At 74.4% G+C, this 25,583-nt stretch carries 13 protein-coding genes; 6 read left to right on the top strand and 7 right to left on the bottom strand.

What is annotated here, in order from left to right; genetic code table 11:
* Nucleotides 1-427 precede the first annotated feature (427 nt).
* From AB1460_RS04265 to AB1460_RS04250, 4 genes are all read left to right on the top strand, one after another.
* Nucleotides 428-2,251: a hypothetical protein gene (locus tag AB1460_RS04265; RefSeq protein WP_368959249.1), complete on the top strand. Its 1,824-nt coding sequence runs from the start codon at nucleotides 428-430 to the stop codon at nucleotides 2,249-2,251.
* 117 nt (nucleotides 2,252-2,368) lie between these two features.
* Entirely contained in the window at nucleotides 2,369-5,968 is a 3,600-nt protein-coding gene (locus AB1460_RS04260; protein ID WP_368959248.1) for an AAA family ATPase, read from the top strand.
* Between the two features lie 31 nt (nucleotides 5,969-5,999).
* Entirely contained in the window at nucleotides 6,000-9,518 is a 3,519-nt protein-coding gene (locus AB1460_RS04255) for a DUF4132 domain-containing protein (RefSeq protein ID WP_368959247.1), read from the top strand.
* 146 nt (nucleotides 9,519-9,664) lie between these two features.
* Nucleotides 9,665-10,738, top strand: coding sequence for a sensor histidine kinase (locus AB1460_RS04250; RefSeq protein ID WP_368959246.1), 1,074 nt, complete (start codon nucleotides 9,665-9,667; stop codon nucleotides 10,736-10,738).
* A gap of 1,317 nt (nucleotides 10,739-12,055) precedes the next feature.
* On the opposite strand, the gene AB1460_RS04245 is transcribed toward AB1460_RS04250, so the two are convergent.
* Together AB1460_RS04245 and AB1460_RS04240 are read right to left on the bottom strand one after the other, a co-directional pair.
* Entirely contained in the window at nucleotides 12,056-12,712 is a 657-nt protein-coding gene (locus AB1460_RS04245; protein ID WP_368959245.1) for a response regulator transcription factor, read from the bottom strand.
* Entirely contained in the window at nucleotides 12,703-13,692 is a 990-nt protein-coding gene (locus AB1460_RS04240) for a hypothetical protein (protein WP_368959244.1), read from the bottom strand. Before AB1460_RS04240 ends, AB1460_RS04245 begins: the two co-directional genes overlap by 10 nt.
* A 244-nt stretch (nucleotides 13,693-13,936) precedes the next feature.
* On the opposite strand from AB1460_RS04240, the gene AB1460_RS04235 reads away from it, so the two are divergent.
* Nucleotides 13,937-14,944 carry an RICIN domain-containing protein gene (locus AB1460_RS04235; protein ID WP_368959243.1) on the top strand — a complete coding sequence of 336 codons (1,008 nt, stop codon included), beginning with the start codon at nucleotides 13,937-13,939 and terminating at the stop codon, nucleotides 14,942-14,944.
* Here AB1460_RS04235 and AB1460_RS04230 read toward each other — a convergent pair.
* The gene (locus AB1460_RS04230; protein ID WP_368959242.1) at nucleotides 14,913-15,812 is read right to left on the bottom strand and encodes an alpha/beta fold hydrolase; all 900 of its coding nucleotides are present in this window, start codon (nucleotides 15,810-15,812) and stop codon (nucleotides 14,913-14,915) included. The genes AB1460_RS04235 and AB1460_RS04230 overlap by 32 nt on opposite strands.
* Nucleotides 15,813-16,293: 481 nt before the next feature.
* Between AB1460_RS04230 and AB1460_RS04225 the strand changes: the two genes are divergently transcribed.
* Nucleotides 16,294-17,784 (top strand): CoA-acylating methylmalonate-semialdehyde dehydrogenase, encoded by a 1,491-nt coding sequence (locus AB1460_RS04225; RefSeq protein ID WP_368959241.1) that lies wholly within the window; start codon nucleotides 16,294-16,296, stop codon nucleotides 17,782-17,784.
* A 634-nt stretch (nucleotides 17,785-18,418) separates the two neighbouring features.
* Here the strand turns inward: AB1460_RS04225 and AB1460_RS04220 are convergent.
* The 4 genes from AB1460_RS04220 to AB1460_RS04205 form a co-directional block, all read right to left on the bottom strand.
* On the bottom strand, nucleotides 18,419-19,573 hold the full coding sequence (locus AB1460_RS04220; RefSeq protein ID WP_368959240.1) for a thiolase family protein: 1,155 nt from the start codon (nucleotides 19,571-19,573) through the stop codon (nucleotides 18,419-18,421).
* A 208-nt stretch (nucleotides 19,574-19,781) separates the two neighbouring features.
* Nucleotides 19,782-20,516 carry a serine kinase gene (locus tag AB1460_RS04215; RefSeq protein WP_368959239.1) on the bottom strand — a complete coding sequence of 245 codons (735 nt, stop codon included), beginning with the start codon at nucleotides 20,514-20,516 and terminating at the stop codon, nucleotides 19,782-19,784.
* Nucleotides 20,513-24,187, bottom strand: a complete 3,675-nt coding sequence (locus AB1460_RS04210) for an indolepyruvate ferredoxin oxidoreductase family protein (RefSeq protein ID WP_368959260.1) — start codon at nucleotides 24,185-24,187, stop codon at nucleotides 20,513-20,515. The genes AB1460_RS04215 and AB1460_RS04210 overlap by 4 nt, the downstream gene beginning before the upstream one ends.
* A 110-nt stretch (nucleotides 24,188-24,297) precedes the next feature.
* On the bottom strand, nucleotides 24,298-25,548 hold the full coding sequence (locus AB1460_RS04205; RefSeq protein ID WP_368959238.1) for an amidohydrolase family protein: 1,251 nt from the start codon (nucleotides 25,546-25,548) through the stop codon (nucleotides 24,298-24,300).
* Nucleotides 25,549-25,583 lie beyond the last annotated feature (35 nt).

Below are 25,583 nucleotides of genomic sequence, written 5' to 3'. Positions count from 1 at the left end.
GGGCCTCGCGGAACTCATGCCGGACCTTCACGGTCGAGCGAGCAGGGCGATGGCCCGGTGGGGACCAGGGGCGTGTCCGAACTCTCCCATTCGCGAGTTCCGACACGAGGAAGGTGCACCAGTGAGCCGGGCGACCGTCATGGCCCCTCAGTCCTCGGCGGTGGCGCTGCGACTGCGGCTGCCGCAGTCACCAGCGTCACCGGCGTCACCGGCGTCACCGGCGTCACCGGCGTCACCGGCGTCACCGGCGTCACCGGCGCAGACACTGCCATCGCAGCTGTTCCCGAGACAGCCGCTGCTTCCGGCCGCCACGGCCGGGGGACGGCAGCGCCCCCTGGGCACACCGACAGCGCCTGCGCTCACCGGCCGCGTCGGATGGCGGGCCGACGGACGGCCCGTTCCCATCGCCGCACCCCCACCACCGCCCGTGCCTCCCTCCGAGCGTGTTCCGGCGCCGCCGCGCGGGCGCTTCCGGCCGGGGCCGGCCCCCGTACCTGCCAAGACAGCCGCGGAGGTCGCGGACCCGCTGGTCAGACGGTTCGTCAACGACAGCCTGGCGACCGCGGCCGGCAGGTTCTTCCGGGTCGGATGGGCCGAGCCCCGACGGCTCCCGGCAGCGCCGGCGGACGTCTTCGTCGTCCATCTCGAGGCTGGCGCCACCACGTTCCGGCTCCTCGGCCACGCGGTGCCGGTCTCGTTCCTGGCCCGTGTGATCCGGGCGTGCCCCGAATGGGGCGGGCGGCCGGTCGTCCTGGTCCCGCATCCGCTGCCTGCCTTCGGCCCGTTCGCGACGCTGGTCGACACGCTCGTGGCCCAGCTGGGGGTTCCGGTGCACGCGGCGGACGCGGGTGTCTGGCAGATTCCCGGCACGATGATCACCGGCGGGACGATCCGGCGCTGGCCCGTTCGCGCTCCAGGCCTGGCCGGCGCCCCCGGAGCGGGCGAGCCGGTTTCCGTGGGGCCCTGGCTGCCCGCGTGCGCCGAGATCGCGGCCTGTGGCCTGCCCGGACCCGAGCAGGTGCCCGTGCCCGGGCACCTGCCGGAGCCTGCGCACCTGCCGGAGCCGCTGTGCCTGCCGGAGCCGCTGCGTCTGCCCACCCCGATCCCGGCCCCGTTGCCCGCACCGGCGGCCGGGCTGGTACCCGGCGCGGGTCTGCTGCCGCCGGCGGTGCGGCGCGCGCTGCCCACCCCCGCTGCCTGGACTCCCCTGCCACCCCGGCCCGACCCGGCGCGCCCCGCCGACGACCCGGTCCCGGACCAGGCACGGATCCCGGATCGAAAAGCGACCGAGCTGACCAGCCCAGAAACCGAGCGGCCCACCGGCGACGCGACCGCGACCGCCGGGCGGTCGTGGCGGCAGGTACGCCCGCGGGCGGCGGTCGAGGACCGCGAGCCGCTGCGCGCCCTGCTCGGCTGGCAGTTCGAGGCGCACGCCCGCGCCATCTCCAGCACCCTCGCCCTGCAGCCGGGCCTGCGCCTCGGGGTCAACGCCGACGACCCGCTGGCCAGCCTGGTCGCCCTGCGCGGCTATCTCTCCGGCGGGGAGCCGCCCGCGACCGCTGCGCGCATCGATGCCGTGCTGCGTGACAGCGCCGATCCGACTGCCGACCCGAAGGTCGCGTCGGGCGACACCGCGATGCTGGCGATGATGGCCCGCTGCGCCTCCGCAGGCCTGGGCCGGCTCCCGGCCGCCGTGGGCCCGGTCTTCAGACCCGCGGCGATCGGCCTCGACGATCTGGCGTCCTACCAGCCCGGCCGCCAGATCGTCGAGCCTGGCTTCCTGGTGGTCTCCACCGCGCCATGGCGGGTGCCGACGCAGACCGTCGAGTACGTGATCTGGGCATCGACGGCCCGCCGCACCGACGCGCTGAACCCGGAGCGGGCACCGGGCGAGGCCCATCCGCCAGGGCGGGCTCTCTTCCCCGCCGGGACCCGGTTCGTCGTCCTCGCCGTCGACGACGCAACGAGCTCCGCCGGTGCCGATGGTGCCGCCGGTACTGCCGGCGCCACCGCCCCGGTACGGGTGCTGCTGCGTGAGGTGGTCAACGGGCGTACCGACGCCGCGGCCGAGCAGCGTGTGCTGGGACGGCTGCGCGAGGCCCTCACGGGCCGCGGCGAGGTGGCGAGGACCTCGCCCGTGGACGCGCCGCGGCAGCTGGGGCTGGCGGTCGGACTGGACGACGAGAAGCGCCCCTACGCACTCGACGGCGGCCGACCCGTCGACGACCGGGAACTGGCCGGGACGTCGTGACCGGGGCAGACGTCATGACCGGGGCAGACGTCGTCACCGAACAGACATCGTGACCGGACCGCGAGCCGGTCTGGCGCGGGAGCCGTGGGCGCGGGTGCCCGCCAGGAGGTGGAAACGTTGACCGGAGCGGTCCGCACCGTGTCCGAAACGGATCTCGGCGGAGTGAGCGGGATCGGGCGGGCGCTCGCGGAGGCGGCCCCCGGGGACACCGTCGCCGTGCGGCCGGGCGTCTACCGCGAGTGGTTCGTGTTCGACCGGGACGTCGTCGTGGTCGCCGAGGACGGGCCGGGCAGCGTCGTCATCGAGGTGCCGCCGGACGCGGCGCTGCTGTTCGCCCGGGGTCAGGTCCGGCTGCGGGATCTGGTGGTCCGCGGCGGGGGCGGTGACGTCCCGCTGCTCCAGGTCGCCGGCGGGCGGGTGCGGCTGGACAACTGCGACCTCCACGCCGCGGGGACGGCCGCCCTGCACCTGCGCGGCGGGCGGACCTGGATCCACCGCGGGCGGATCACCGGCACCGGCGGCACGGGCACCGGCGGCACGGGCACCGGCGGCACGGGCACCGGCGGCACGGGCACCGGCGGCACGGGCTCCGGAGGCACCGGCATCGTCGTCGAGGCCGGCACAGCCGAGATCGTCGGCGTGGCCGTGGCGGACATCCCCGGCTGCGGCCTGCTGATAACGGGCGAGGCGGCCCCGGTGGTCCGCGACTGCACGTTCACCGGTACCGCGGACGTCGCCGTGCTCGCCACCGGCACAGGTGCCCCCCGGCTGGAGGGCTGCCGGATCAGCGCCGACGACGGCGTGGGTGTCGTGGTACGGGAACAGAGCCGGCTGACGATGGCCGGCACCCGGGTGGAGGGGGGACGCGCCGGGCTGTTCGTCTCCGACCGGGCCCGCCCGGAGCTCACCGGCTGCACGTTCCAGGGCGCCCGGGGGCACGCGGTCATCACCCGGGACGACGCGGCACCGAGCCTCACCGAGTGCCTCGTCGACCGTCCGGCCGGGCACGGCCTGCACGCCTCGGGCCGCTCCGCCGCCGAGCTGCGGAACTGCGTCGTGCGCGGTGGTGGCGCGGCCGGGGTGGTGACGGTCGAGCAGGCCGTCCCGGTGCTCGTCGGCGGCGAGATCTCCGGCTGCGAGCAGACAGGTGTCCTCGCCACCGCCGACTCGGCGCCGCGGCTCGACGGGGTGCAGGTGAACGGCAGCCCGGTCGGCGTGACGATCGAGGGGAACGCCGCTCCCGCGCTGCGCGGCCTGAGCGTCGAGCGCGTCGACCACGCGCTGCACGCCGAGGGCGGGGCCGGCCTGCTGGAGGACAGCCACCTCGACGGCGCCCGGCGTACCGGGGTGCTGCTGGCCGGAACCAGCACCACCGAGCTGCGCAACATCCGGGTGACGGGCGGGCGGGTCGGCGTCGAGGTCCGCGGGCAGGCCCGGCCCACCCTGCGCGCGGTGGAGGTGGCCGCGGCGAGAACCACCGGCATTCTGGTCAGCGGCTCCGCGCACCCCCGGATCACCGGCTGCCGGGTCCACGGCACCGCCGGGCCGGCGATCGTGCTCGCCCCCGGCACCGAGGCGACCCTCGCGGACGTCGAGCTGACCGGCAACCGGGGGCCGGGCGTCCTGGTGGAGACCACCCGGGCGGTGTCGATCGACGGCGGGGTGATGCGGGGGAACCAGGGCGACGCGGTCCAGACCGCCGCGGCGACGTCCAACCTGCGGCTGAACGGCGTGGACACCGGCCACAACAACGTGCCCGTCGAAGCTGGCCGTCTCCCCGCCGGCTCCGGCCTCCCCGCCGGCCCCGGCCTCCCCGCCGGCTCCGCCAGCGGCGGCTACGGCAGCGGTGGTGCTGTTCAGAGCCGTGGCGGCATCGCCGCGGGCATCACCGCCGGCGGTGGTGACGGCCCGGCCCGCGGTCCGTCGACGCCCGCGGTGCCGAGCGTTCCCGAGCAGGCCGGTCCTCCGGCGGACGCGGAGACCTCGTCCGACCCGGTGGCCGTGCTGCTGGCGGAGCTGCACTCGCTGGTCGGCCTGGAGGGTGTCAAGCACGAGGTGGCGACGCTCGTCGGGCTGCACCAGATCGCGAGGCGGCGGGCGGAGGCGCGGCTGCACGCGCCGCCGTCGATGTCGCGCCACCTGGTCTTCGCCGGGCCGCCGGGAACCGGGAAGACCACGGTGGCCCGGTTGTTCGGCCGGATCCTGGCCGCTCTCGGGGTGATCCCGGGCGGGCAGATCGTCGAGGTCGCCCGGGCGGACCTCGTCGCCGAGCACGTCGGCGGGACGGCGGTGAAGACCACCGCGAAGTTCGAGGAGGCGGTCGGCGGGATCCTGTTCGTCGACGAGGCGTACACCCTGGCGCCGGCGGACGGCAGCGGGAGCGACTTCGGCCGGGAGGCCATCGACACGCTGGTGAAGCTGATGGAGGACCACCGGGACGAGGTCGTCGTGGTGGTGGCCGGCTACGCCCCGCAGATGCGGACCTTCCTCGCCGCCAACCCGGGGCTGGCCTCCCGCTTCTCCCGGACCATCGAGTTCGACAGCTACACCAGCGCCGAGCTCGTCACGATCGTCGAGCGGCTCTGCCGGACCCATCACTACGCCCTGGAGTACGAGACGCAGGAGTCGCTGCGCCGGCACTTCGACACGATGGGGCGCACCGAGACGTTCGGCAACGCCCGCGTCGCCCGCCAGGTCTTCGAGGACATGCTGGGCCGGCAGGCGTACCGGCTCGCGCGCACGCCCGACGCGCCCGAGCTGGAGCTGGCCCGGCTGCTGCCGGCGGACCTCGGTGACGACGCGCCGGCACGCCACGGCGCGAACCGCAACGGCAACGGCAGCAGCGGCAGCGGCAGCAGCGGCAGCGGCAGCGGCGGCAGCGGCGACCTGCAGGACCAGCGCCAGCAGGTCGACACGCTGATGCGGCGCCTCGACGCGATGATCGGCCTGGACGAGGTGAAGCGGGAGGTCGCCGACCTCGTCGACCTGATGGCGTCGGCGCGGGTGCGCGCCGAGGCGGGCCTGCCCGTCCCGTCGATGTCCCGCCACCTGGTCTTCGCCGGGCCGCCCGGCACGGGCAAGACCACGGTGGCCCGGCTGTACGGCGAGCTGCTGGCGGCGATGGGCATTTTGCGCACCGGGCAGATGGTCGAGGTGGCCCGGGCCGACCTGGTCGGCCAGTACGTCGGCCACACCGCGGTGAAGACGACGGAGGCGTTCAACCGGGCCCGCGGCGGCGTGCTGTTCATCGACGAGGCGTACGCGCTGTCCTCCGGCGGGGAGGGCAACGACTTCGGGCGCGAGGCGATCGACACCCTGGTGAAGCTGATGGAGGACCACCGGGACGAGATCGTCGTGATCGCGGCCGGCTACACCGGCGACATGCGGCGCTTCCTGGCCAGCAACGCGGGCCTGGCCTCCCGTTTCAGCCACCGGATCCGTTTCCCGTCCTACTCGGCGGACGAGCTGGTGGCGATCTTCGAGGAGCTCGCCCGCGGCGGCGGCTACGAGGTCGACGGCGCCTCCATGCAGGTGCTGCGCCGACACTTCGACGGCATCGACCGCGGCGAGACGTTCGGCAACGGCCGCTACGCGCGCCAGCTGCTGGAGCGGTCCATCACCCGGCAGGCGAGCCGGCTGCGCGGGCTTTCCGACCTCACGACGGACGACCTGCGCCAGCTGCTGGCGCTCGACATCACGGCCGCTCTCGGCCGATGAGACCAGGCCGATGAGACCAGGAGGAACAGCGTTGGGAGCGGTACGGGAACCCACCCGAGAGGCGGACGAGCGCAGCCTTGCGGACGAGCTCAGCCTTGTCGTCCCGGCGTCCTGGCGAAAGGTGGTGCATCCGCGCCGCGGCGGCACGCCCGTCCCGGTGGAGTTCACCGCGGCCCAGGTCGCGGCCGCGGTCCAGGAGTGCCTCGCGGCCCACGACTGGCCGCTTCGGGAGATCATCGGCAATCCGGCCAGCGAGCCGAGCCTGGCCGTGGCCGCACTGCCCTGGCTGGACAGCGCGCGGCGGCGGGACTGGGTCCGCTTCGGCGACGAGATCACCCCGGCCGGGGCCGCGGCGGTGGTCACGGCCGTGTGTCATCTGCTCGGCGAGCGCCGACGGCTGGACGCCCGGACGGTGGCCTTCGCCGACCTGTGGGTGGCGGTGCACGGCCTCGGGTTCGCCGCGTGCGCGGCCGCCGAGCTCTTCTCCATGGACGTCGGTTTCCGCATGGACCAGCCGCACCGGTACCCCCTCGTCCGGCTGGGGCCCAACACGCAGGCAGCCCCGCGGTTCCTGCCCTGGCTGCTGGTCGCCCGGCGGGTACGGGCCCACCTCGCGGCCGCGGGTGACGACGAGTACGCGCGCGTCACCACGCTGCTGGCCTCCTACCGGGAACACGGCCCTGGCCAGCGGGCGATGACGTCCTACCTGCTGCCCACCCGGGCCGACTGGGTGGCTGACGACTGCCACGCCGCCGCGGCGGCATCGGCCCGGACACCGGCCCTGCTGCTGCTGATGGCGGTCGGGTCGACAGCCCAGGTCGACCAGATCGGCCACCTGGTGTCGGTCCGGGACGCTTTCACCCTCAGCGGCGTCGTCGAGTCCCTGGCGGAGGGTGTCGGCGCAGGCGTGTCGACGCTCCTCGGCCGCTGGATCGACGATCCGCTGGTCGACACGGACCAGCGCCGGCGGCTGCTGTCCACCCTCGCCACGCTGCCGACCGACGACGCGTTCGCCGGGCTGCTCGGGCGGCTCGAGCACAGGCAGGCCCAGCCTGCGTTGCTCGCCGCGATGAGGCGCTTCCCGGTGCGCGCCCTGCGGCTGCTGCCGGCGGCAGCCGGTGGCAGCGGCCCGGCCGCCCGCATCGCGGACGAGCTGCTGCGGACCCACCTCAGCGCGAACGCGGAGCTGGTCGCCGCCGCGCTGCCGCTGCTGGCGCCCGCCGCCGGCGCGCGCGTCGCCGCGAGGATCGCCGAACTGTCGGGCACCGCGGCCCCGGACGCCGCACCCGGGATGCTGCCGAAGGTCCTGGTCACCCCCCCGTGGACGGGGCCGCGGCGCCGGCCGAAGCAGGTGGTGATCGACGGCCTGGCAGAAACGGCCGAGGTGGCCATCGTCTGGCGACCCGGCGAGCAGGAGGCGTGGTTCGCCGCCACCGAGCGTTACACGATCACCTGGGGGAACGCCGGCGACTGGTCCTGGCCCCGGCGGCTGCGGGCGCTGCGCGACGGCACACTGCACGGGTACCAGCAGCTGGCGGTCTTCACCGAGGGCCCCGAGGATCTCGTCCGGACCGAGCTGCGCCGGTGGCGGCCGCCTGACGGGAGGGTCGAGGCTCACCTCGCCTGGCTGATCGCCAGGTTCGGGCTGGACGCGCTGCCGCTGGCACTGCACCTCGGCGCGCAGCGGCCGGCGGCGAACGCGGCCCGGCTGCTGCCCTACGCCGCCACCGAGGTCGCCGTCATGATGGCGGACTGGCTGCTACGGCTGCGGTCGGTGCGCGCGGACGCCCTCGCCTGGTTCGCCCGTCACCCGGCCACGGCCGCGGCCGCGCTGGTCCCGGCCGCCCTCGGGCCGCCCGGCGCCCGGCGGCGGGCGGCGGAGAACGCCCTGCGCGCCATCGCCCGCGGCGGCCACGACGCCGAGGTCGCCGCCGCCGCCCGCCGCCACGGCGGCGAGGTGGCCGAGGCGATCGAGGCACTGCTGTCCGCGGACCCGCTCGACCTGCTGCCAAGCCGCATCCCGGTGGTACCGGAGTGGGCGGATCCCGTGCTCCTCCCCCCGGTGATGCTGCGCGACCACGTTCACGCGCTGCCCGCGACCGCCGTCCGGCACCTGTGCACGATGCTCGCGCTGTCGAAGCCGGGCGAGCCCTACGCCGGGATCGCGGCGGTACGCGAGGCGACCGACCCCGAGTCGCTGGCGGCGTTCGGCTGGGCGCTGTTCGAGCGCTGGCGGGCGGTGGGCACACCGGCGAAGGACGCCTGGGCTCTCGACGCGCTCGGCTGCGTCGGTGACGACGAGACCGTGCGCCGGCTGGCCCCGCTGGTCCGCGCCTGGCCGGGCGAGGGCGGGCACACCCGGGCCGCGCGGGCGCTGGACGTCTTCACCGGCATCGGCACCGAGGTGGCGCTGACGCACCTGCACGGCATCTCGCAGCGGGCGGCGTTCCGGGCCCTGCGCGCACGCGCCGCCGAGAAGATCGCGCGGCTGGCCGCCGATCTGGACCTGAGCACGGAGCAGCTCGCCGACCGCCTCGTCCCCGACCTGGGGCTGGACGCGGCGGGCGGCATGACCTTCGACTACGGGCGGCGCCGGTTCACCGTCGGCTTCGACGAGCACCTGCGCCCCCATGTCGACGACGATGACGGCGTGCGCCGCCGGGATCTCCCGAAACCCGGCCGGCGGGACGACGCGGAACAGGCACTCGCCGCCTACCGGCGGTTCGCCACGCTGAAGAAGGACGCCCGGGCCCTCGGCGCCGCCCAGATCCGCCGCCTCGAGGATGCCCTCGTCGCCCAGCGCCGGTGGACGGTGGACGAGTTCAGAACCTTGTTCATAGCGCACCCGCTGCTCGGGCACCTGGCCCGCCGGCTGGTCTGGCTCGTGGACGCGCCGCACGACCCGAACGACCCGGATGCCCCGAACGACCCGGATGCCTCGGACGGCGGCCCGGGGCGGGCGTTCCGGGTCGCCGGAGACGGCACCTGCACCGATGTCGAGGACAACCCCTTCTCCCTGCCGGCCCCGCCCGAGACGTGTGCCGCCGGCGTCATCCGCCTCGCGCACCCGCTGCATCTCGGTGGGACGGCGGCCGCCTGGTCCGCCCTGTTCGCCGGTCTCCGGATCCTGCAGCCGTTCCCGCAGCTGGGCCGCGAGGTCTTCACGCTCACCGACGCCGAGCGCGACGCGACCGCGCTGCTGCGGCTCGACGGGCTGCCCGTCCCGACGCTGGACCTGCTACGGCTGGAGCACCGCGGCTGGCGGCGGGGCGTGCCGATCGAGGGCGGCGTCCAGGGCTGGCTGGAACGCGATCTGCCCGGGGGCCGCTCCGCCCTCCTCTACCTCGACCCGGGAATCGTCGTCGACAACCCGCAGGAGTTTCCCCTCCAGCAGGTGGAGGAGCTCCGGCTGAGCAACGCGCCGACCGGCGGCTGGCCCACCAACGCCAAGATCCGGTTCGGTGCGCTCGACCCGGTCGTCGTTTCGGAGATCCTGCGCGACCTGCGTGACCTGTCCACCCTGGCGCCTCAGGAAGGACAGGGCCGGTGAGGGACGTCCGCGGGTCACGACACGCGGCGCTAGAGTCGGCGGCGCCGGCGACCCGGGGCCGTCCCGCCCGTCGGAGGGGAGGGTGCGTGCCGGAGCCAGTCAGTCCTCCGCCGGCCACCGCCCCTTCAGCCGCGGATCCTTCCTCCGTGGACCCTTCCGTCGCGGACCCGCCGGCCCAGGTGCTGGCGCTGGCGGCGACGCCGCCGCCGGGCACCAGATCCGGAGGCGGCGCTCTGAGCCGGATCGCGGCTCTGGTCGGGCAGGCGTCGCAGGCCCGCCAGGTGATCATCCGTCGGATCGACGCGACGGGCCCGGCGGTGGGCCCGGCGGAGTGCGTCTGGCCCGCGAACCCACCTGCGACCGGACAGGCGTCCGCGGTGCGCGTGAGCCGGGTCGTCCGCCACCGCGGTGCGCAGGTGGCCGAGCTGTCGGTCGAGCTCCCGGCTGCCGGCACGCCGGAACAGCGGGCGTCCGCGGCGGCGGCCGTCGAGGCGGTGGCGGCCGTGCTCGGCGGCGTGCTCGCGGCGGATGCCCTGACCAACGAGCTGAGAGCCGCCCGGGCCCGGAGCCGCGCGGCGTCCGAGCGGATCGCGGACGAGCGGCACCGGGCGGCGTCCCAGCTGGAGCAGCAGCGCCAGGACCTCGAACGCGACCTGCACGACGGCGCGCAGCTGCACCTGGTCTCGCTGCAGATGGCCTGCGCCGTGCTCGACCACCAGCTGGCGACCGCCCCGGCCGACCCACGGTCCCGGGCCGAGGCCGTCGCCGACCTCGGCACCCGGCTGCGGCACACCCGGCGGCTTCTCGCCGAGACGGCGGCCGGCGTCGCGCCCGCGCCACTGCGCACGGCCGGCCTCGCCGGGGCCCTGGCCGCCGGGCTGCGCGGGACCCGGGACGTCACCCTGGACGTCGCCGCCGGCGTGCGGGCCCGCCGCTACCCGCACGAGGTCGAGAACGCCCTCTACCTCGCCTGCATGGAGGCGGTGAGCAACGCGCAGAAGCACGCGCCGGGGACACCGGTCCGGGTCGAGGTGCGGGACACCTACCACGGGCTGTCGTTCACCGTGGCGGACGAGGGCCCCGGCCTGGGCGGATCCGCCGGCGCCACGCTCGGCTCCCTGCGGTCCCTGCGCTCCCGGCTGGCCTCTGTCGGGGGGACGCTGGTGGTGCGGTCCCAACCCGGCCGCGGCACCGCCGTCACCGGCACGGTGCCGATCTGATGCCCGGCCACCGCCGGGGCGTCCGATGCGGGGACGAGCTTCTCCGGCAGCCAGATCTCGACGATGCCGGCCCCCTCGGCACTGGTCTCGTGGCGCAGCCCGCCGCCCAGCGCCACCAGCCGTCGCGCGTCCTCGGCCAGCCCCGCCCACACCCGGTCCGGCGGGCCCGGGGTGGGATCACTCAGCCGGACGACGAGCCGGCCCTCGGCGCGCGCGAACGACAGCACGAGATCATCTGGCCGGCCCGACGTGCTGTCGGGTGCTGCCACCACGGTGAGCGCCGCCGCGGCCGCATGGTAGATCCCGGCCTCGACCTCCCATCCGACGCGGCGGCCGAGGTCACCGACGATCCGCACCCGCCTCGGCAGCTGGCCGGCGAGGTCGGCCAGCGCCGCCACCGGCCCCTGGGCGCGCAGGGTCCGCGGCGCCACCGCCCGCACGACCAGCCGGAAGTCGTCGACGAGCTGGTCGAGCGCGGATCTCATCCGGCGCAACGCCGTGAGCGCGCCAGCGGGCGATGGGCCCGCGGGCGATGGGCCGGCCGAGACGTCCTGCGGCGGTACCGGGACGAGGTCGCCGCCGTGGGTGGCCGCCACGAGCTCCTGCCAGCGCAGCCGTACCTCGGTGAGCTCGTCGGCCGGCCCGGCGAGGATCGCCGCCGCGAGCCGGCGGCGCTCCGCATCCACCACCCGGGCGAGCTCACCGCCCAGGAACGCGAGCCTGGCCTCGAGCCGCTCGGCCCTGGCGACCTCGGACCGCACCGCCTGTTCCAGCCTCAGCTCGCGCAGCACCAGGACGAGGCAGTCCCCGGTGGCGGACAGCAGCGCGTGGCCGACGGCGGCAGGGTCGCCGCCGCTGCGGGGGTCGCCGCCATGCAGAGTGACGGCCGCGAGCGTCTCGGTACCGTCGGCGAGCTGGAGGAGCAGCCGGCTGCCCGGCACCGCGGCAGGGTCGGGCGCCACCGTCCCCTCCCGCGGGCCGGTGACGTTCCACCCGGTCGGCCCGCCCTGGCAGTGCAGGAGGCAGAACCAGCCGCCGCCGTCGACTCCATCACCTCCATCACCTCCATCGCCTCCGGCCTGTGTGGCGGCAGGCGGCGAGCAGGCGGCGAACGGCGAGCGGCGCGGCACCCACAGCGCCAGCTCGCCGGTGCCCGCCGCACAGCCCAGGTTCGCGAGCAGGGGCCGCAGTCTCCGGGCCGGTGGGGTGCCGGGCGGCAGCGGCGAGACCTCCTCGGCGAGCACGCGCCACGGTTCTCGGGTGCGCCGCACGCCGGGGCGCTGCCCGGTCACGGGGCGCCGCCCGTCTCGTCAACAGTCATGGTGTGCCGACACCGAGATAGGTCAGTACGGCGAGGACGCGTCGATGATGCGCGGTGGAATCCTGCGGCAGGCCCAGTTTCAGGAAGATGTTCGCGATGTGCTTTTCCACTGCTTTACCGGACAGAACGAGCGCGGCAGCGATTCCGGTGTTGGAACGGCCTTCTGCCATGAGGCGCAGAACGTCCAGTTCCCGTTCGGTCAGGGCGGCGAGCGGGCGGGCGCGCGGGGTCTGCCGGTCAACCAGCTGCCGGGCCAGGACGGGCTCAAGCACCAGCTCACCGGCGGCGATCCTGGTGATCGTGTCGGTCAGCACCTGCACGCCGGCGATGCGGTCCTTCAGCCGGTACCCGACGCGCTCGGTGCCCACCGTCAGCAGGCGGGTCAAATAGTGGCTCTCGGCGTAGTGGGAAAGCAGGAGCAGCCCGACCTCGGGGTACGACTGCCTGATCCGGCGGGCGGTGGTCAGCCCGCCCTCGCTTCCCGGCGGCATCCGGATGTCGAGGATCGCCACGTCGACCGGCTCCACCGCGAGCAGCGCCAGCAGGCCGTCACCGTCCACGGCGCAGCCGACCACCTCGTGGCCAGCGGTGGTCAGCAGCAGCACGAGGCCCTCGCGGAAGAGGGCGGCGTCCTCCGCGACAGCTACCCGCACGGACCGTGGGGGGCCGGGCCGACGAGACGCATCCGGCCGGCGGCCGTCACCGCGAGCGCCGTACCCGGCGCGGCGGGAGGACCGGCCGCGGCGGCCGTAGCCGCCGCATCGCCGTTCGCGGCATCGTTCGCGGCGTCGTCCGCACCGCGGGGGACGTCCAGCACCGGGAGACGGATGTGCTGAGGTGCCGGCACCGCCCACCGGACGCGCTGCGCCTCGGCCGACCCGGTGCCCGGCGGCAGGACCACCCGCAGCCGGCGGCGGGCCGGGCCGGGGAGCGCGTCGGCAAGACGGCCGAGGGCGGCGAGCACCCCGTCCGGCAACCCGCCGGGCGCGTGATCGACGGCGAGATCGAGACGGGCGGGATGGAAGGGCGCGGCGTCCAGCCCGGTGTCCGGCGGCTCCCCTTCGCGGCGGAGCACGAACCCGGCGGGCACCAGGTGGACGAACCAGCCGTCCGCCACCCGGTAGTCGCCGGCACCGAGCGCGGCGAAACCCGGCGCAGGCTCGGACCACCGGGTCACGGTGGGGCCGGTACCCGGCACATGCAGGCAGTGCCGGACGAGCGGGCGCCACGTCGACTCGGCCGTCCCGTCGAACGCGACCACGTGAGCGGCACCCGGACCGGGCAGCAGCAGCCCGTGCTGGGCGAGCACCGGCCGGCCGATCAGGTCCGCGACCTGGCCGGGCAGGCCCGCCGTGCCGGCCGGCGCGTCCGTCGGCTCACAGCCGTAGAGCGCGACGACCACGTCGTCCTGGTGGGCGACGGGCAGCGCGAGCAGCAGCGCGGCGACGGCGGAGGCGGACGGCAGCGGGCCGCCGGACGCTCCGGCGATCACCGTCACCGCGCCGTCCGGGTCGGGCAGCGCGGCGAAGGCGGGGTCCGCCGGGTCAGCGGGACCGCTTCCCGCCGGCCTCATCCACCAGCCGGCCGGGACCGCCGTGATGTCGGGCTGCGCCGCGGCTGTGGGCCTGGTCACGGTTGGCTCGCCGTCAATGCGACACCCGGCCGGCGACCCGGCGAGGACGGGACGTGTCTGGTGTGAGAACACGCGGACCTCGTTGCGTTTTCATCCGGAAACCGCACGAGAACGCACCCGTCTTTGCACTCTGTTTGCCACACGTTAACCCGTCTCCAAAGAGCCGCCGAATAGCATCAGACCGTGTCAATCGGAACAATATAAGATTTTCGGGACCGACTGGCGACGGACAAGGAGACGCGTGATGCCCGCCCTGGGACACGGCAGAGGTCTTCGACGCCGAGGCCTTCAGGGGCAAGGCCTTCAGGGGCGCGGTCTTCGGCGCTGGCAGCTGGCGGCGCTGTTCGCGTGCACGCTCGTCGGCGCGTCGGTTCTGGTCGGCACGATCGCGGCCCACAGCGCACAGTCCTACTACTCCTGGGACGGCCCGCCGCGGCTTGTCTCCCAGACCTCACAGACCTCGCCGAACGGGCCCGGGCGCGGCTCGACACCGCCGGACTCCTGGCCGGACGGCATCGTCATCGCGCCGCTGACTCCGGGACCCGCCGGCTCCGCGGCCGAGGGACAGCTCCCGCCAGCCCCGGGCGACTCGATCGCCGGCGGCGCCTTCGGCAATGAGTCGACCGAGCGGACAGACACCGCCGCAGCGCCCGTGATACCCGGCGCACCCGGCGGATCCTCGGGGTCCGGCGGGTCGGGCGCCCTGCCCCGAGGCACCACCGGTGCTCCGGCTGGCGGCGGGGCACGGCCGGCCAGCGCCGCGCCGCGCGCCGCGAACACACCCGCGCCGGCACCGGCCACGGTTTCCGCGCCCCGGGCCGCGCCGGCTCCCGCCCCCACACCGGCCCCCGCGCAGACACGGGCCCCGGCAGCCGCGCCCGCGCCGAGCCGCTTCACCTTCGTCAACCAGTCCGACGGCCGGTGCCTGGGCAGCGACGCGCAGTACAACGCGTTCTCGCACAGCTGCAGCAACGGCCCCGACCAGCAGTGGACCCTGTACCTGGGCACCACCACCTGGGTGATCAACAGGGCCACCGGGATGTGCCTGGACAGCAACAACGCCGGCCATGTGTACGTCATGCCCTGTTCGAGCAGCCGGGCCTACCAGAACTGGCGCCTCGTCGATCTCGGCGGTGGCCTGTTCAGCTTCGTGAACCAGCCGACCGGCCGGTGCCTGGGAGCCGACGCGGGCTACCCCTACACCCGCGCCTACGTGTCCGTCACCCAGATGAAGTGGAAGCGGATCGGCTGACGCCGTCAGGCAGCGCCTCCCGAGCCCACGCCAGGAGCCCGGGCGCGAGCAGCGGCCACCGCGCGAACAGGCCCTCCTTCGCCGCCTCGGGGGTGTGCCGGTCCGCCCATTCCGTGTCCGGCCACGGCGGCTCGCGCAGCACCGCGTTCGGCAGCAGCGCGGCGAGCGTCTCGGACGTCTCGCGCCGGTGGTGGATGTCGCTCACCCCGCTGCGCAGCACCAGCGCGGGCACGGTCAGCCCACGTGCCACGGCATCCGGCAGCCCTGGGACGAGCTCGCCCTCCCGCGGGCAGTACACGGCCATCCAGCGCTCCATGGTGGCCAGGAACTCGTCCCGGTCCTGCGCGAGGATGCGCTCGCGGTTGGCCGGGTTGCGTTCGATCGGCTCCCGCCACTCGGGCAGCTCCGCCACCGCGGCCATGCCGTGCTTCCAGGCCGCCTGGAACGACCCGCTGGCGTAGTGGACGCCGATGCTCATCATCCCGTAGACCCCGCCGCTGACCCACCAGACGGCCAGGCCGGCCGCGACCTGCGGGTGCCGGGCGGCGGTGAGCAGCGAGACCCGGGAGCCGCCCGACCCGCCGGCGATGACCGCGGGGGCCATGCCCAGGTGTTCGAGCAGGCCGGCGAGGGCGTCGGCCTGCAGCTCCGACTCCGACTCGCCGTCGAAGGACACATCCGACGCGCCGGTGTTCGGTCGGTCCCAGATGAGTACCTGCTCACCCTCCTCCGCCAGCGCCAGCGCGAGTTCACGTATGCCGGCCGCGTCCTTGCTGTACCTGCCACCTGGTGTGATCACCCAGGGCCGGCCCCGCGCGCCAATGACCTCATAGGAGATCGACAGCCCGTTCACCGTTGCAGTCGCCATACATCGCACGCTAGCATCAAAATCCTCGCCAAAGAACGACTGACCACCACGCACCGACACCGCGGGAGCGGCCCGCAAATCCGTCCGCTCCAGGCCGTTCGACCGGTCCGCTGGCACCCCGACCGACGGGCCAGCAGGGGATCAACCGGCTCAGTCGGATTCGCCGAGTTCCCGGATCCGGCGCCGTAGAATGGCCAGGGAAACGCCGGTGGATGTTCTTTCCTTTACCAGAAAAGATCCGAAGATCTCCGCTGAAGCGAAGCGTCACACCCCGGTCCGAGTCGCATAGAATGCACTGTCTCCGCTTTCCGGAAACCACCGACAAAGGCGTGGGCGAAGGATGAGGTGCGGAACTCCGCAGCTCGGGCTGCCCGGCGCCACCCTGGGCCAGAGCTGCCGCACGTCTGGACACAAAGTATGTGCTCACTTATATACTGGTGTTCAGTTCGGACCGAAGACCTCCAGGCGGGAGCACGACGGCGTGAGGACGATCGGACACTGGATCGACGGCAGGGCCGTCAACGAGCCCGGCCGCACGGGGCCCGTCCACGACCCGGCACGCGGCGAGCAGACAGCACAGGTCTCGCTCGCCTCCGCGGCCGTGGTCGACAGCGCGGTCAAGGCCGCGGTGACGGCGGCCGGCACCTGGTCGCAGTCATCGCTGAGCCGGCGCGCCACGCTGCTGTTCGGCCTGCGCGAGCTGCTGCACACCCATCGCGACGACCTCGCCGCCGCCGTCAGCCGTGAGCACGGCAAGGTCCACGAGGACGCCCTCGGCGAGGTCGCGCGGGGCCTGGAGTGCGTCGAGTTCGCCTGCGGCATCCCACAGCTGCTGAAGGGGTCGCACAGCGCCGAGGTCTCCCGGGGGGTGGATGTCCACACCGTGCTGCGCCCGGTGGGGGTCGTCGCCGGCATCACCCCGTTCAACTTCCCGGTGATGGTGCCGCTGTGGATGATGGCGAACGCCATCGCCTGCGGCAACACGTTCGTGCTCAAGCCGTCGGAGAAGGACCCGTCCGCCTCGCTGCTGCTGGCCGAGCTGGTGCACCGGGCCGGCTTCCCCGACGGCGTGGTCAACGTGGTCCAGGGCGATGCCGAGGCGGTCAACACGCTGCTGACGCACCCGGACATCTCCGCCGTCTCCTTCGTCGGCAGCACTCCGGTGGCCCGGCACGTGTACGAGACCGGTACCGCCGCGGGCAAGCGGGTCCAGGCGCTCGGCGGCGCGAAGAACCACATGGTCGTCCTCCCCGACGCCGACGTCGAGGCGGCTGCCGACGCCGCGATCTCGGCCGGGTACGGGTCGGCCGGCGAGCGCTGCATGGCGATCTCGGTCGTGGTGGCCGTCGGCCCCGTCGCGGATCCGCTGGTCGACGCCATCGCCGCCCGCATCCCGGGCATCGTCGTCGGCCCCGCCGCCGAGGCGTCCTCGATGATGGGACCGCTGATCAGCGGCGCGCACCGCGACCGGGTCCGTTCCTATGTCGAGCGGGCCACCGAGGACGGGGCCCGGGTCGTCGTCGACGGCTCCGCCGCACCCGCCGGCGTGGACCCGGCCGGGTTCTTCCTCGGCTGTTCGCTGGTCGACGGCGTCCGGCCGGGCATGGCAGTCTACGACGACGAGATCTTCGGGCCGGTACTGTCGGTGGTGCGGGTCGACACCTACGCCGAGGCGGTCGCGTTGATCAACGCCAATCCGTACGGCAACGGAGTCGCCCTGTTCACCCGGGACGGTGGCGCCGCCCGGCGGTTCGGCGGCGACGTCGAGGTCGGCATGGTCGGCATCAACGTGCCGATCCCGGTGCCGGTCGCCTGGCATTCCTTCGGCGGCTGGAAGGCCTCGCTGTTCGGGGATGCGCCGATCTACGGCCCGGAGGGGATCCGCTTCTACACCCGGCCGCAGGTCGTCACGACCCGCTGGCCCGATGCGACGCCGAGCGCCATCAACCTCGGTTTCCCCACCAACGGCTGACCTTTCCGCTCCGCGCACCGCCTGCGAAGGCGGTGCGCGGGCGTCGGGCGTCGGGCGTCGGGCGTCGGGCGATCTGACACTGCTGGCTGCCTTTCGGCGCGGACCCAGGTGTCGCGTTCGCGCGACTAAAGGGCTTCTTGTGTCCCCCTCCGGAAACCTCTTGCCGTAGCCGTGAACGGTGCTTCGCAAGCCGTCTTCGACAGGAGACACAAGAAGCTCTTTAGTCGTCGCAGTCGACACTCACCGCCTCAGGCGGATTCGAGGAAATCGCTGGTCAGCGAGCTTTCGACGTCCTGAGACCTGGGTGTGCGACGGTGAGCCCTCGCGTGGCGAACCACCACCCCGGCCGGCGTCCGGCGGATGGTCCGCCCGGACCGAGGGCGTTCCCGGGCCGACGGTCGTGCCGGTCACCCGCCCACCGACGCGCAGCAGGGACCCGCAATCTGACAGGATCGTCAGTCACTCGATGGACCTGAAGGTGCACCAGGGCACTGGCGGACTGCCCGGTCCGCGGGCACGTCACCGGCCGTTCGCGGATGGCCGGCGGAGGTCCGCCGGCCGGCCCGCGCCGTGCGGGCCGGCGACGTCCTGGGTCATCACGCGCCGCGGCGATGCCAGAGCGGCTCAGAGCAGCTCAGAGCAGCTCGATGATGGTCGCGTTGGCCTGGCCGCCACCCTCGCACATGGTCTGCAGGCCGTACCGGATCCCGTTGTCACGCATGTGGTGCACCAGGGTGGTCATCAGCCGGGCGCCGGAGCCGCCGAGCGGGTGGCCGAGCGCGATCGCGCCGCCGTTCGGGTTCATCGCCTTCGGGTCCGCGCCGATGTCGGCGAGCCAGGCCAGCGGTACCGAGGCGAACGCCTCGTTGACCTCGAACACACCGATGTCGTCGATCCGCAGGCCGGCCTTCGCCAGCGCCTTCTGCGTGGCCGGGATCGGCGCGGTCAGCATGATCACCGGGTCGGTGCCGGCGAGCACCGCGGTGTGTACCCGCGCGATCGGGGTGAGGCCCAGCTCGGCGGCCTTCTCGCTGGTTGTCATCAGCAGCGCGGCGGAGCCGTCGGAGATCTGCGAGGAGTTCGCCGCGGTGATCACGCCGCCCTCGTCGACCGGCTTGAACACCGTCCTGAGCCCGCCGAGACCCTCCACGGTGCCGCCGCGGCGCACGCCCTCGTCCCGGGTGACCGCCGTGCCGTCGGGCAGGGTGACCGGCTCGATCTGCGCGTCGAAGCGGCCCTCGTCCTGCGCGATCGCGGCCTTCTCGTGCGAGGTCAGCGCGAACTCGTCGAGCTGCGCGCGGGACAGGCCCCACCGCTGCGCAATCATCTCCGCGCCGACGCCCTGGTTTGGGAACACGCCGTTGTAGCGGGCGAGGTAACGCTCCCCGAACGGGACCTTGTCCAGCAGGGAGGAGCCCATCGGCACCCGGGACATCGACTCGACGCCACCGGCGATCACGACGTCGTAGTGCCCGGCGATCAGCCCGGCGGCGGCGAAGTGCACCGCCTGCTGGGAGGACCCGCACTGCCGGTCGACGGTCACGCCGGCGACGGTCTCCGGGAAGCCGGCGCCGAGCGCGGCGTTGCGCGCGATGTCGAACGTCTGCTCACCGACCTGCCCGACGCACCCCCACACCACGTCGTCGACCAGGGCCGGATCAACCCCGGCGCGCTGGACGACGGTGCTCAGCACATGGGCCGACAGGTCGGTCGGATGCACTCCCGACAGGCCGCCGTTACGCTTGCCGACCGGTGTCCGGACGGCCTCCACGATCACTGCATCACGCATGCCAGGTACTCCTCCGCCGCTACGGGCCTCGCTCCTTCGCGGCGGCGGCACGCCCTGGCCGCCGTCACGTCACCACGCAGTGTGGTCATCACGCGCTGGTGGTCATCACGCGCTGTGGGGGACAGAGCATCCGGCCGCATCCATACAAAGTAAACGTACACTTTCTTGCGGTGCGGGACCACCGGTTCACCGGCGCCGCGCGTGGCGGCTACCCGGGCGGTGCGGCGAGCAGGAGCTCCTCCCGGACGGCGAGGAACTCCGACGGGCCGAACAGATCCCCGCCAGCGTCCGGCGGGTTCTCCCGGAACCAGGCGACCCGCTCGGCGAGGCCGTCCTGGTCGGTGAAGTAGACCTCGTTGACGGCGTCGTACGGCCACTCCTCGCCCGCCGGGCGCGGGAACGGGTGGTTCTGCACATAGGCGCTGCCACGCACCCGCTCCGGGATGACGACCGGCGCCGTCGCCGCGGCGACGGGCACCTGGCCGGCATGCGCCGCCCACAGGTGGGAGAACGCGGCGGGAGTGAGCCCCGCGGCCCGCCGGGCGAGCGCCAGGTGCTTGAACCTGGTGCCGCCGCCGCGCCAGCGCGCGGCGAGCCAGTCCGCGCCGCGCGGGACCCGCTCGCGGGCGACCAGGGTCAGGGTTGCCCCGGGGGCGGTCACCTCGTCGACCAGGGACCTCGCCGCCAGGCCCGCGGGGCTGTCCAGCCAGGCCTGATGGGCCGCGAACCTGGCGGCGTCCGCGAACCACTCGATGCCGACGAGGTCGTGCCGCGGGGAGCCGAACCGGGGATCGTCCAGCGCGGTGCACACCACGGCCCGCAGCGGGCGCGCCGCGGCCGGCGCCCGAGTGACAGCGGCAGCGGCCTGCCGCCAGGCGCTCGCCACCGCTTCGGCGGGCGCGACGCCCTCGCGGCGGGTGGCGAACCGGATCCTCTTGATCACCGCCGCCGGTCCCCCGCCGCCGCCTCGGGCGACGCGGGCCGGGTGAGGTCTGTGACCTGCTCCCGCCAGCGGGCCACGGCGGCCTCCTTGATCGGCCCGTAGCCCTTGATGGACGTCGCCGACGCCGCGAGGCGCACCAGGTCCTCATACGGCCGGCCGTCCCAGCCGTCGGCGCCACCGTCGCCGCGGCCGACAGCCCCGGTGACCAGGTGTTCGTACTCCGTGATGACGGCACGTTCGGTGCGCCGGTCCGGGTCCCAGCCGAACAGGTCGAACGGGGTTCCCCGCAGGCCCCGCATCGCCCGCAGCACGTGGAACGCCGCGGCGTACGGACGGCCCATCGGCAGCTTCTTCGACAGGCCGAGACGCCGCAGGGCGGGCGGGTGCAGGTGGTAGGTCAGGGTGTACGGCCCGTCGATGCCCAGGCCGCGCGCGATCTGGTCGTTGTCGGCCAGCAGGTGCAGCCGGGCGACCTCGTACTCGTCCTTGTAGGTGAGGAGCCGGAACCAGGACTCGGCGACCGCCCGGGTGAAGGCCCACCCGCGAGCCGCCGCGTCGTGACCCGCCGCCGCGTCGTGACCGGCGGCCGTCGCCACCAGGCCCAGGTAGCGCTCGGCGCGCGCGGCGTTCTGGTAGTCGACCGCCTGGGCGGCGCGGCGCACGATCAGGGCGCGGAGCTCGTCCGGCAGTTCGCTGGGCAGGGTGCGGGCGGCGACGAGACTGCTGGCCAGGGTGAGCGCCGCCGGCGACGGGTCTGTGAGGCCGGTCGACGTGCCGGCCGCGCTGCCGGCCGCACCGGCAGAGCCAGCCGAACCGGTCCCGCCCGTCTCGCCGGTCGTGCTGGGCTGGTCAGCGGGGGCCAGCGCGGCCTCGACCGCGGCCGGGTCGTGGGCGGCCCAGCGGCCCCAGTCGAACGCCGCCCGGTTGTCGGCGGCGGCCCGGCCCTGGCGGCGCATGGCCACCTCGACATCGGTGAGGGAGACCGGCAGCCCGCCCAGCTGGAAGGCCGCGCCGAGCAGGACGATGTTGGCGAGCAGGTGGTTGGCGAAGACGACCTCGGCGATCCGCTTCGTGTCGAGGAAGGCGGCCCGGTCCTCGCCGACCCGCTCGGCGATCACCTGCCGCAGCAGCGCCGGGTCGGGTGCGGTGAGGTCGCTCTGCAGCATCGCCGCGGTCGGAGTGACGTCGACGTCCACGACGGCGAGGGTGCGCCCGGGGCTCGTCCGGTCGAGATGTCTGGGTGCCGCGGCCTGCAGGATGTCACCGGAGAGGTACAGGTCGGCGCCGCCGGAGCCGACCGTCGACGAGCCCAGCGCGGTACGGTCCGCCGCGAGCTGGAGGTGGGAGACGACCGCGCCCGCCTTCTGGGAGAGGCCGGTCTGGTCCACCCCACTGACGACGAAGCCGGCCGACTCGGCCGCGGCGGCGATGATCCGGTTCGCCGTGATCACACCGGTGCCGCCGACGCCGGTGAAGTAGATGCCGAACCGGCCCTCGACCGTCACCGCGGGCGGCGCGGGCAGGGTGCCCGCCGGGATGACCGGCCGGCCCGCAGTGGCTCCCCCGCCCTTCGCCCGTGCGCCGTCCTTCGCCCGTGCCGCGGCGCGTCGCCGCGCCCGGCGGCTCGGCGTGCGCGGCGTGACGGTCACGAACGACGGGCAGTCGCCCTCCAGGCAGGTGTAGTCCCGGTTGCAGGAGAGGTCGTCGATCTGGCGCTTCTCGCCGAACTCGGTCTGCCGCGGCAGCACGGACAGGCAGTTGCTCCTGGTGCCGCAGTCGCCGCACCCCTCGCAGACCGCCTCGTTGATGACCACCCGCCGCGGCGGTTCCGGGAGCAGGCCCTTCCGCCGCAGGCGGCGTGCCTCGGCGGCACACCGCTGGTCGTAGATGACCACGGTCACGCCGGGCACCGCCCGCAGTTCCTCCTGCACTCGCGGCAGCTCGTCGCGCCCGAGGACCCGGGTGCCCGGCGCCCAGCGCGCCCGGCGGCCGTAGTGCTTCGGGTCCTCGGCACAGACCACGACCCGTCGGACGCCCTCGGCCTCCAGCGCCCTGGTCATCGCCGGGACGTCCATCAGGCCGACGACGTCCTGGCCGCCCGTCATGGCGACCGCGGCGTTGTAGAGGATCTTGAAGGTGACGTTGACACCGGCGGCGACGCTGGCCCGGATCGCGAGGATGCCCGAGTGGCTCAGGGTCCCGTCACCCAGGTTCTGGATGAGGTGCGGCTCGTCGACGAACGGTGACAGCCCGATCCACGGCACGCCCTCGGCGCCCATCGGGGTCGGGGGCATGGTCTTCAGGTCCGCGTGGCGGGCCTCGAAGTACATGATCCCGTGGCAGCCGACGCCGCCGCCGACCAGTGCGCCGTCCGGGGCGACGGTGGAGCGGTTGTGCGGGCAGCCGCTGCAGAAGCCCGGCGGCCGGGCCGGGATGTCCAGCAGCGGCAGGAGCCGCAGCGCCGGCCGCGGTGCCGGCCGCGGTGCCACCGGGCCGCCGACCGGCCCCGCCCGGTCGGCGAGGTCGGGCAGGACCCGGGTGAGGATCGTGGCGACGGCGGCCGCGTCCAGCTCGCCGGAGGAGGACGACAGCCTGCGCCCGTCCCGGTCCCGCTTGCCGGCGACGCGGACGTCCACCCCTGCCTCGTGCAGGATGGCGCGCAGCTGCGTCTCGACGAACGGCCGCTTCTCCTCGACCACCACGATCGTGTCGACGGACCGGGCGAACTCGAGGGCCGTCTCGGCCACCAGCGGGTAGGTCATCCCGAGCCGGAGCACCCGCACACCGGCGCGGGCGAGCCCGTCCACCGTGAGGCCGAGGTCGGCGAAGGCCTGGACGACGTCGAAGTACGTCCTGCCGGCGCACACGACGCCGAGGCGCGCGCCGGGGCCGGCGCCGACGACGCGGTCGAGCCCGTTGTGGCGGGCGTAGGCCTGCGCGGCGAGCAGGCGGTGGTCGGCGACGAGTTCCTCCTGGCCGGGGACGGCATGCGCACCGACCCGGGCGAGCGGCACGTGCCGCCAGGGCGCTCCGGCGACGACCGCGTCGGCGGCGGCGGGGTCGCTCGGGGTATGCCGGTCGACGTCCGCGTCGACGGTGCCGATACCGTCGGCGACAGCGGTGACGATCTTCAGCCCGACCCAGGAGCCGCTGTACCGCGACATCCGGAAGGCGTGTACCCCCAGGTCGAGAATGTCCTGCTGGTCGCCGGGGTAGAGCACGGGCACACAGGCGTCCTCGAACGTGTACTGGCTGTCGCAGGCGAGCGTCGACGACTTGGCGGACGGGTCGTCCCCGCAGAACAGGACGGCCCCGCCGTGCGGGCCGGTGCCCATCGCGTTCGCGTGCCGCAGGACGTCGCCGCAGCGGTCCAGGCCCGGCGTCTTGCCGTACCAGGCGCCGACGACGCCGTCGACCTCGGCGAGGCTCTCGGCGGAGCCCATCTGGCTGCCCCAGACGGTGGCGGCGGCGAGCTCCTCGTTGAGGCCGGGGCGGTGCAGGACCCGGTGGCTGGTGAGCAGGTCGGTGAACCGCTCCAGGGTCAGGTCGAAGGTGCCCAGGGGCGAGCCCGGGTAGCCGGAGACCATGGTCGCCGTGGTCAGGCCCTCCCGGGCGTCGAGCTGTGCCCGTACGACGAGCAGGCGGGCCAGCGCCTCGACCCCGGACAGCAGGCTTCCGGCCGACGCCCCCCTTCCCTCGCCACTGCCCTCACCGCTGCCGTCACCGGCGGGTCGTTGTTCCGCCGGCGCGATCAGCTCCGCGCCTGCGGGTACACCCGCGCTCACGGATACACCTCGGCGTTGACGTAGGCGAACGCCCCGTCCTTGAGGACCGCGCGGCGGCGGGCCGGATCCTGGAGCACCGTGATGTCCTCGGTCGGGTCGCCGTCGACGACCAGCAGGTCGGCGAGGTAGCCCGCCTGGATCTGGCCGACATCCAGGCCGACGAGCGGGCCCATCGACCGGCTCGCGGCGAGGATCGCCTCGGTCGGCGTCATGCCCACCAGCTCGACGTAGCGCGCGAGCTCGGCGGCGTAGGTGCCGTGACGGGTCCACTGGTGGCCGAAGTCGCCGCCGGCAACGATGCGGATCCCGGCCTCGCGGAGCCGCCGCAGGCCCTCGACCTGCGAGGCGAACTCCTGCCGGTACCCGGAGGCGTCGATCTTCTCGGGGGTCACGCCCCACGGCTCGGCGTGGCCGCTGACCATCGCGTACAGGTAGTGCAGGCCCGGGCACACCCACACGTCGTCGCGGCGTGCCTCCAGCGCGCGGACCGCCTCCTCGTCGAGGAAGCAGGCGTGGTGGATGAGCCGGACGCCGGTGCGGGCCGCCATCGCCACAGCCGCCGACCCGCGGGCGTGCACCGTGATGAAGGCGCCGTGGCGGTCCGCCTCGTCGACGGCGGCGGTGAGCATCTCGTCGTTCATGTACACGTCGTCGGACGGGAACTCGGGCACGATGCCGTCGCCGGAGATGAACAGCTTCAGCGCGCGCACCCCGGAGTCGCACTGCCGCGCGACGATCTCGCGTAACTCGCGGGCGTCGGCGGCGACGTCCGACATCCCGCTGCCGTCGCTGATCGCGCCCGGTGAGGTGACCAGCAGGCCGCTGGCCACGATCCGCGGGCCGGGGATCAGGCCGGCGTCGATCGCGTCGCGGGCCAGCACGTCGTCGAGGGGCTGCAGGACGCCGGCCCCGACGACGAGGGTGTAGCCGCTCTCGACGAAGGTCCGGGCGACCGCGGCGACGTCCAGCGCGTGCCTGGCGGGTGCCTCGGCGGCCACACCGGAGTGGTCGAAGACGAAGTCCAGCGGCCAGCTGATGTGCGTGTGCGCGTCACCGAGCCCCGGCAGGACGGTGGCACCGTGGACGTCGACGACCCGCGTCGAGGACGTGTCGAGGTCGAGCCGCCCCCGGCTGACCCGGGCGATCCGGTTCCCGTCGACGAGGATGTCGCCGTCGACGGGCCGCTCGCCGGGATCACCGTTACAGGCGAGCACACGCGCGTTTCTGATCAGTGTGCGCTGGGACATCTCTTCGCACTCCTCCCCGAGGGAACCGGTCAGCC

This window comes from Parafrankia sp. FMc2 (genome assembly GCF_041008525.1).
Lineage (GTDB): Bacteria > Actinomycetota > Actinomycetes > Frankiales > Frankiaceae > Parafrankia.
Note: the sequence above shows the minus strand (reverse complement) of the source record. Positions and strands in the feature narration are given on the sequence as shown.

Coding starts and splice junctions, on each gene's coding strand:
- AB1460_RS04220 (WP_368959240.1), bottom strand. CDS start 19,573: ATGCGTGATGCAGTGATCGTGGAGGCCGTCCGGACACCGGTCGGCAAG.
- AB1460_RS04230 (WP_368959242.1), bottom strand. CDS start 15,812: ATGGCGACTGCAACGGTGAACGGGCTGTCGATCTCCTATGAGGTCATT.
- AB1460_RS04205 (WP_368959238.1), bottom strand. CDS start 25,548: ATGTCCCAGCGCACACTGATCAGAAACGCGCGTGTGCTCGCCTGTAAC.
- AB1460_RS04235 (WP_368959243.1), top strand. CDS start 13,937: ATGCCCGCCCTGGGACACGGCAGAGGTCTTCGACGCCGAGGCCTTCAG.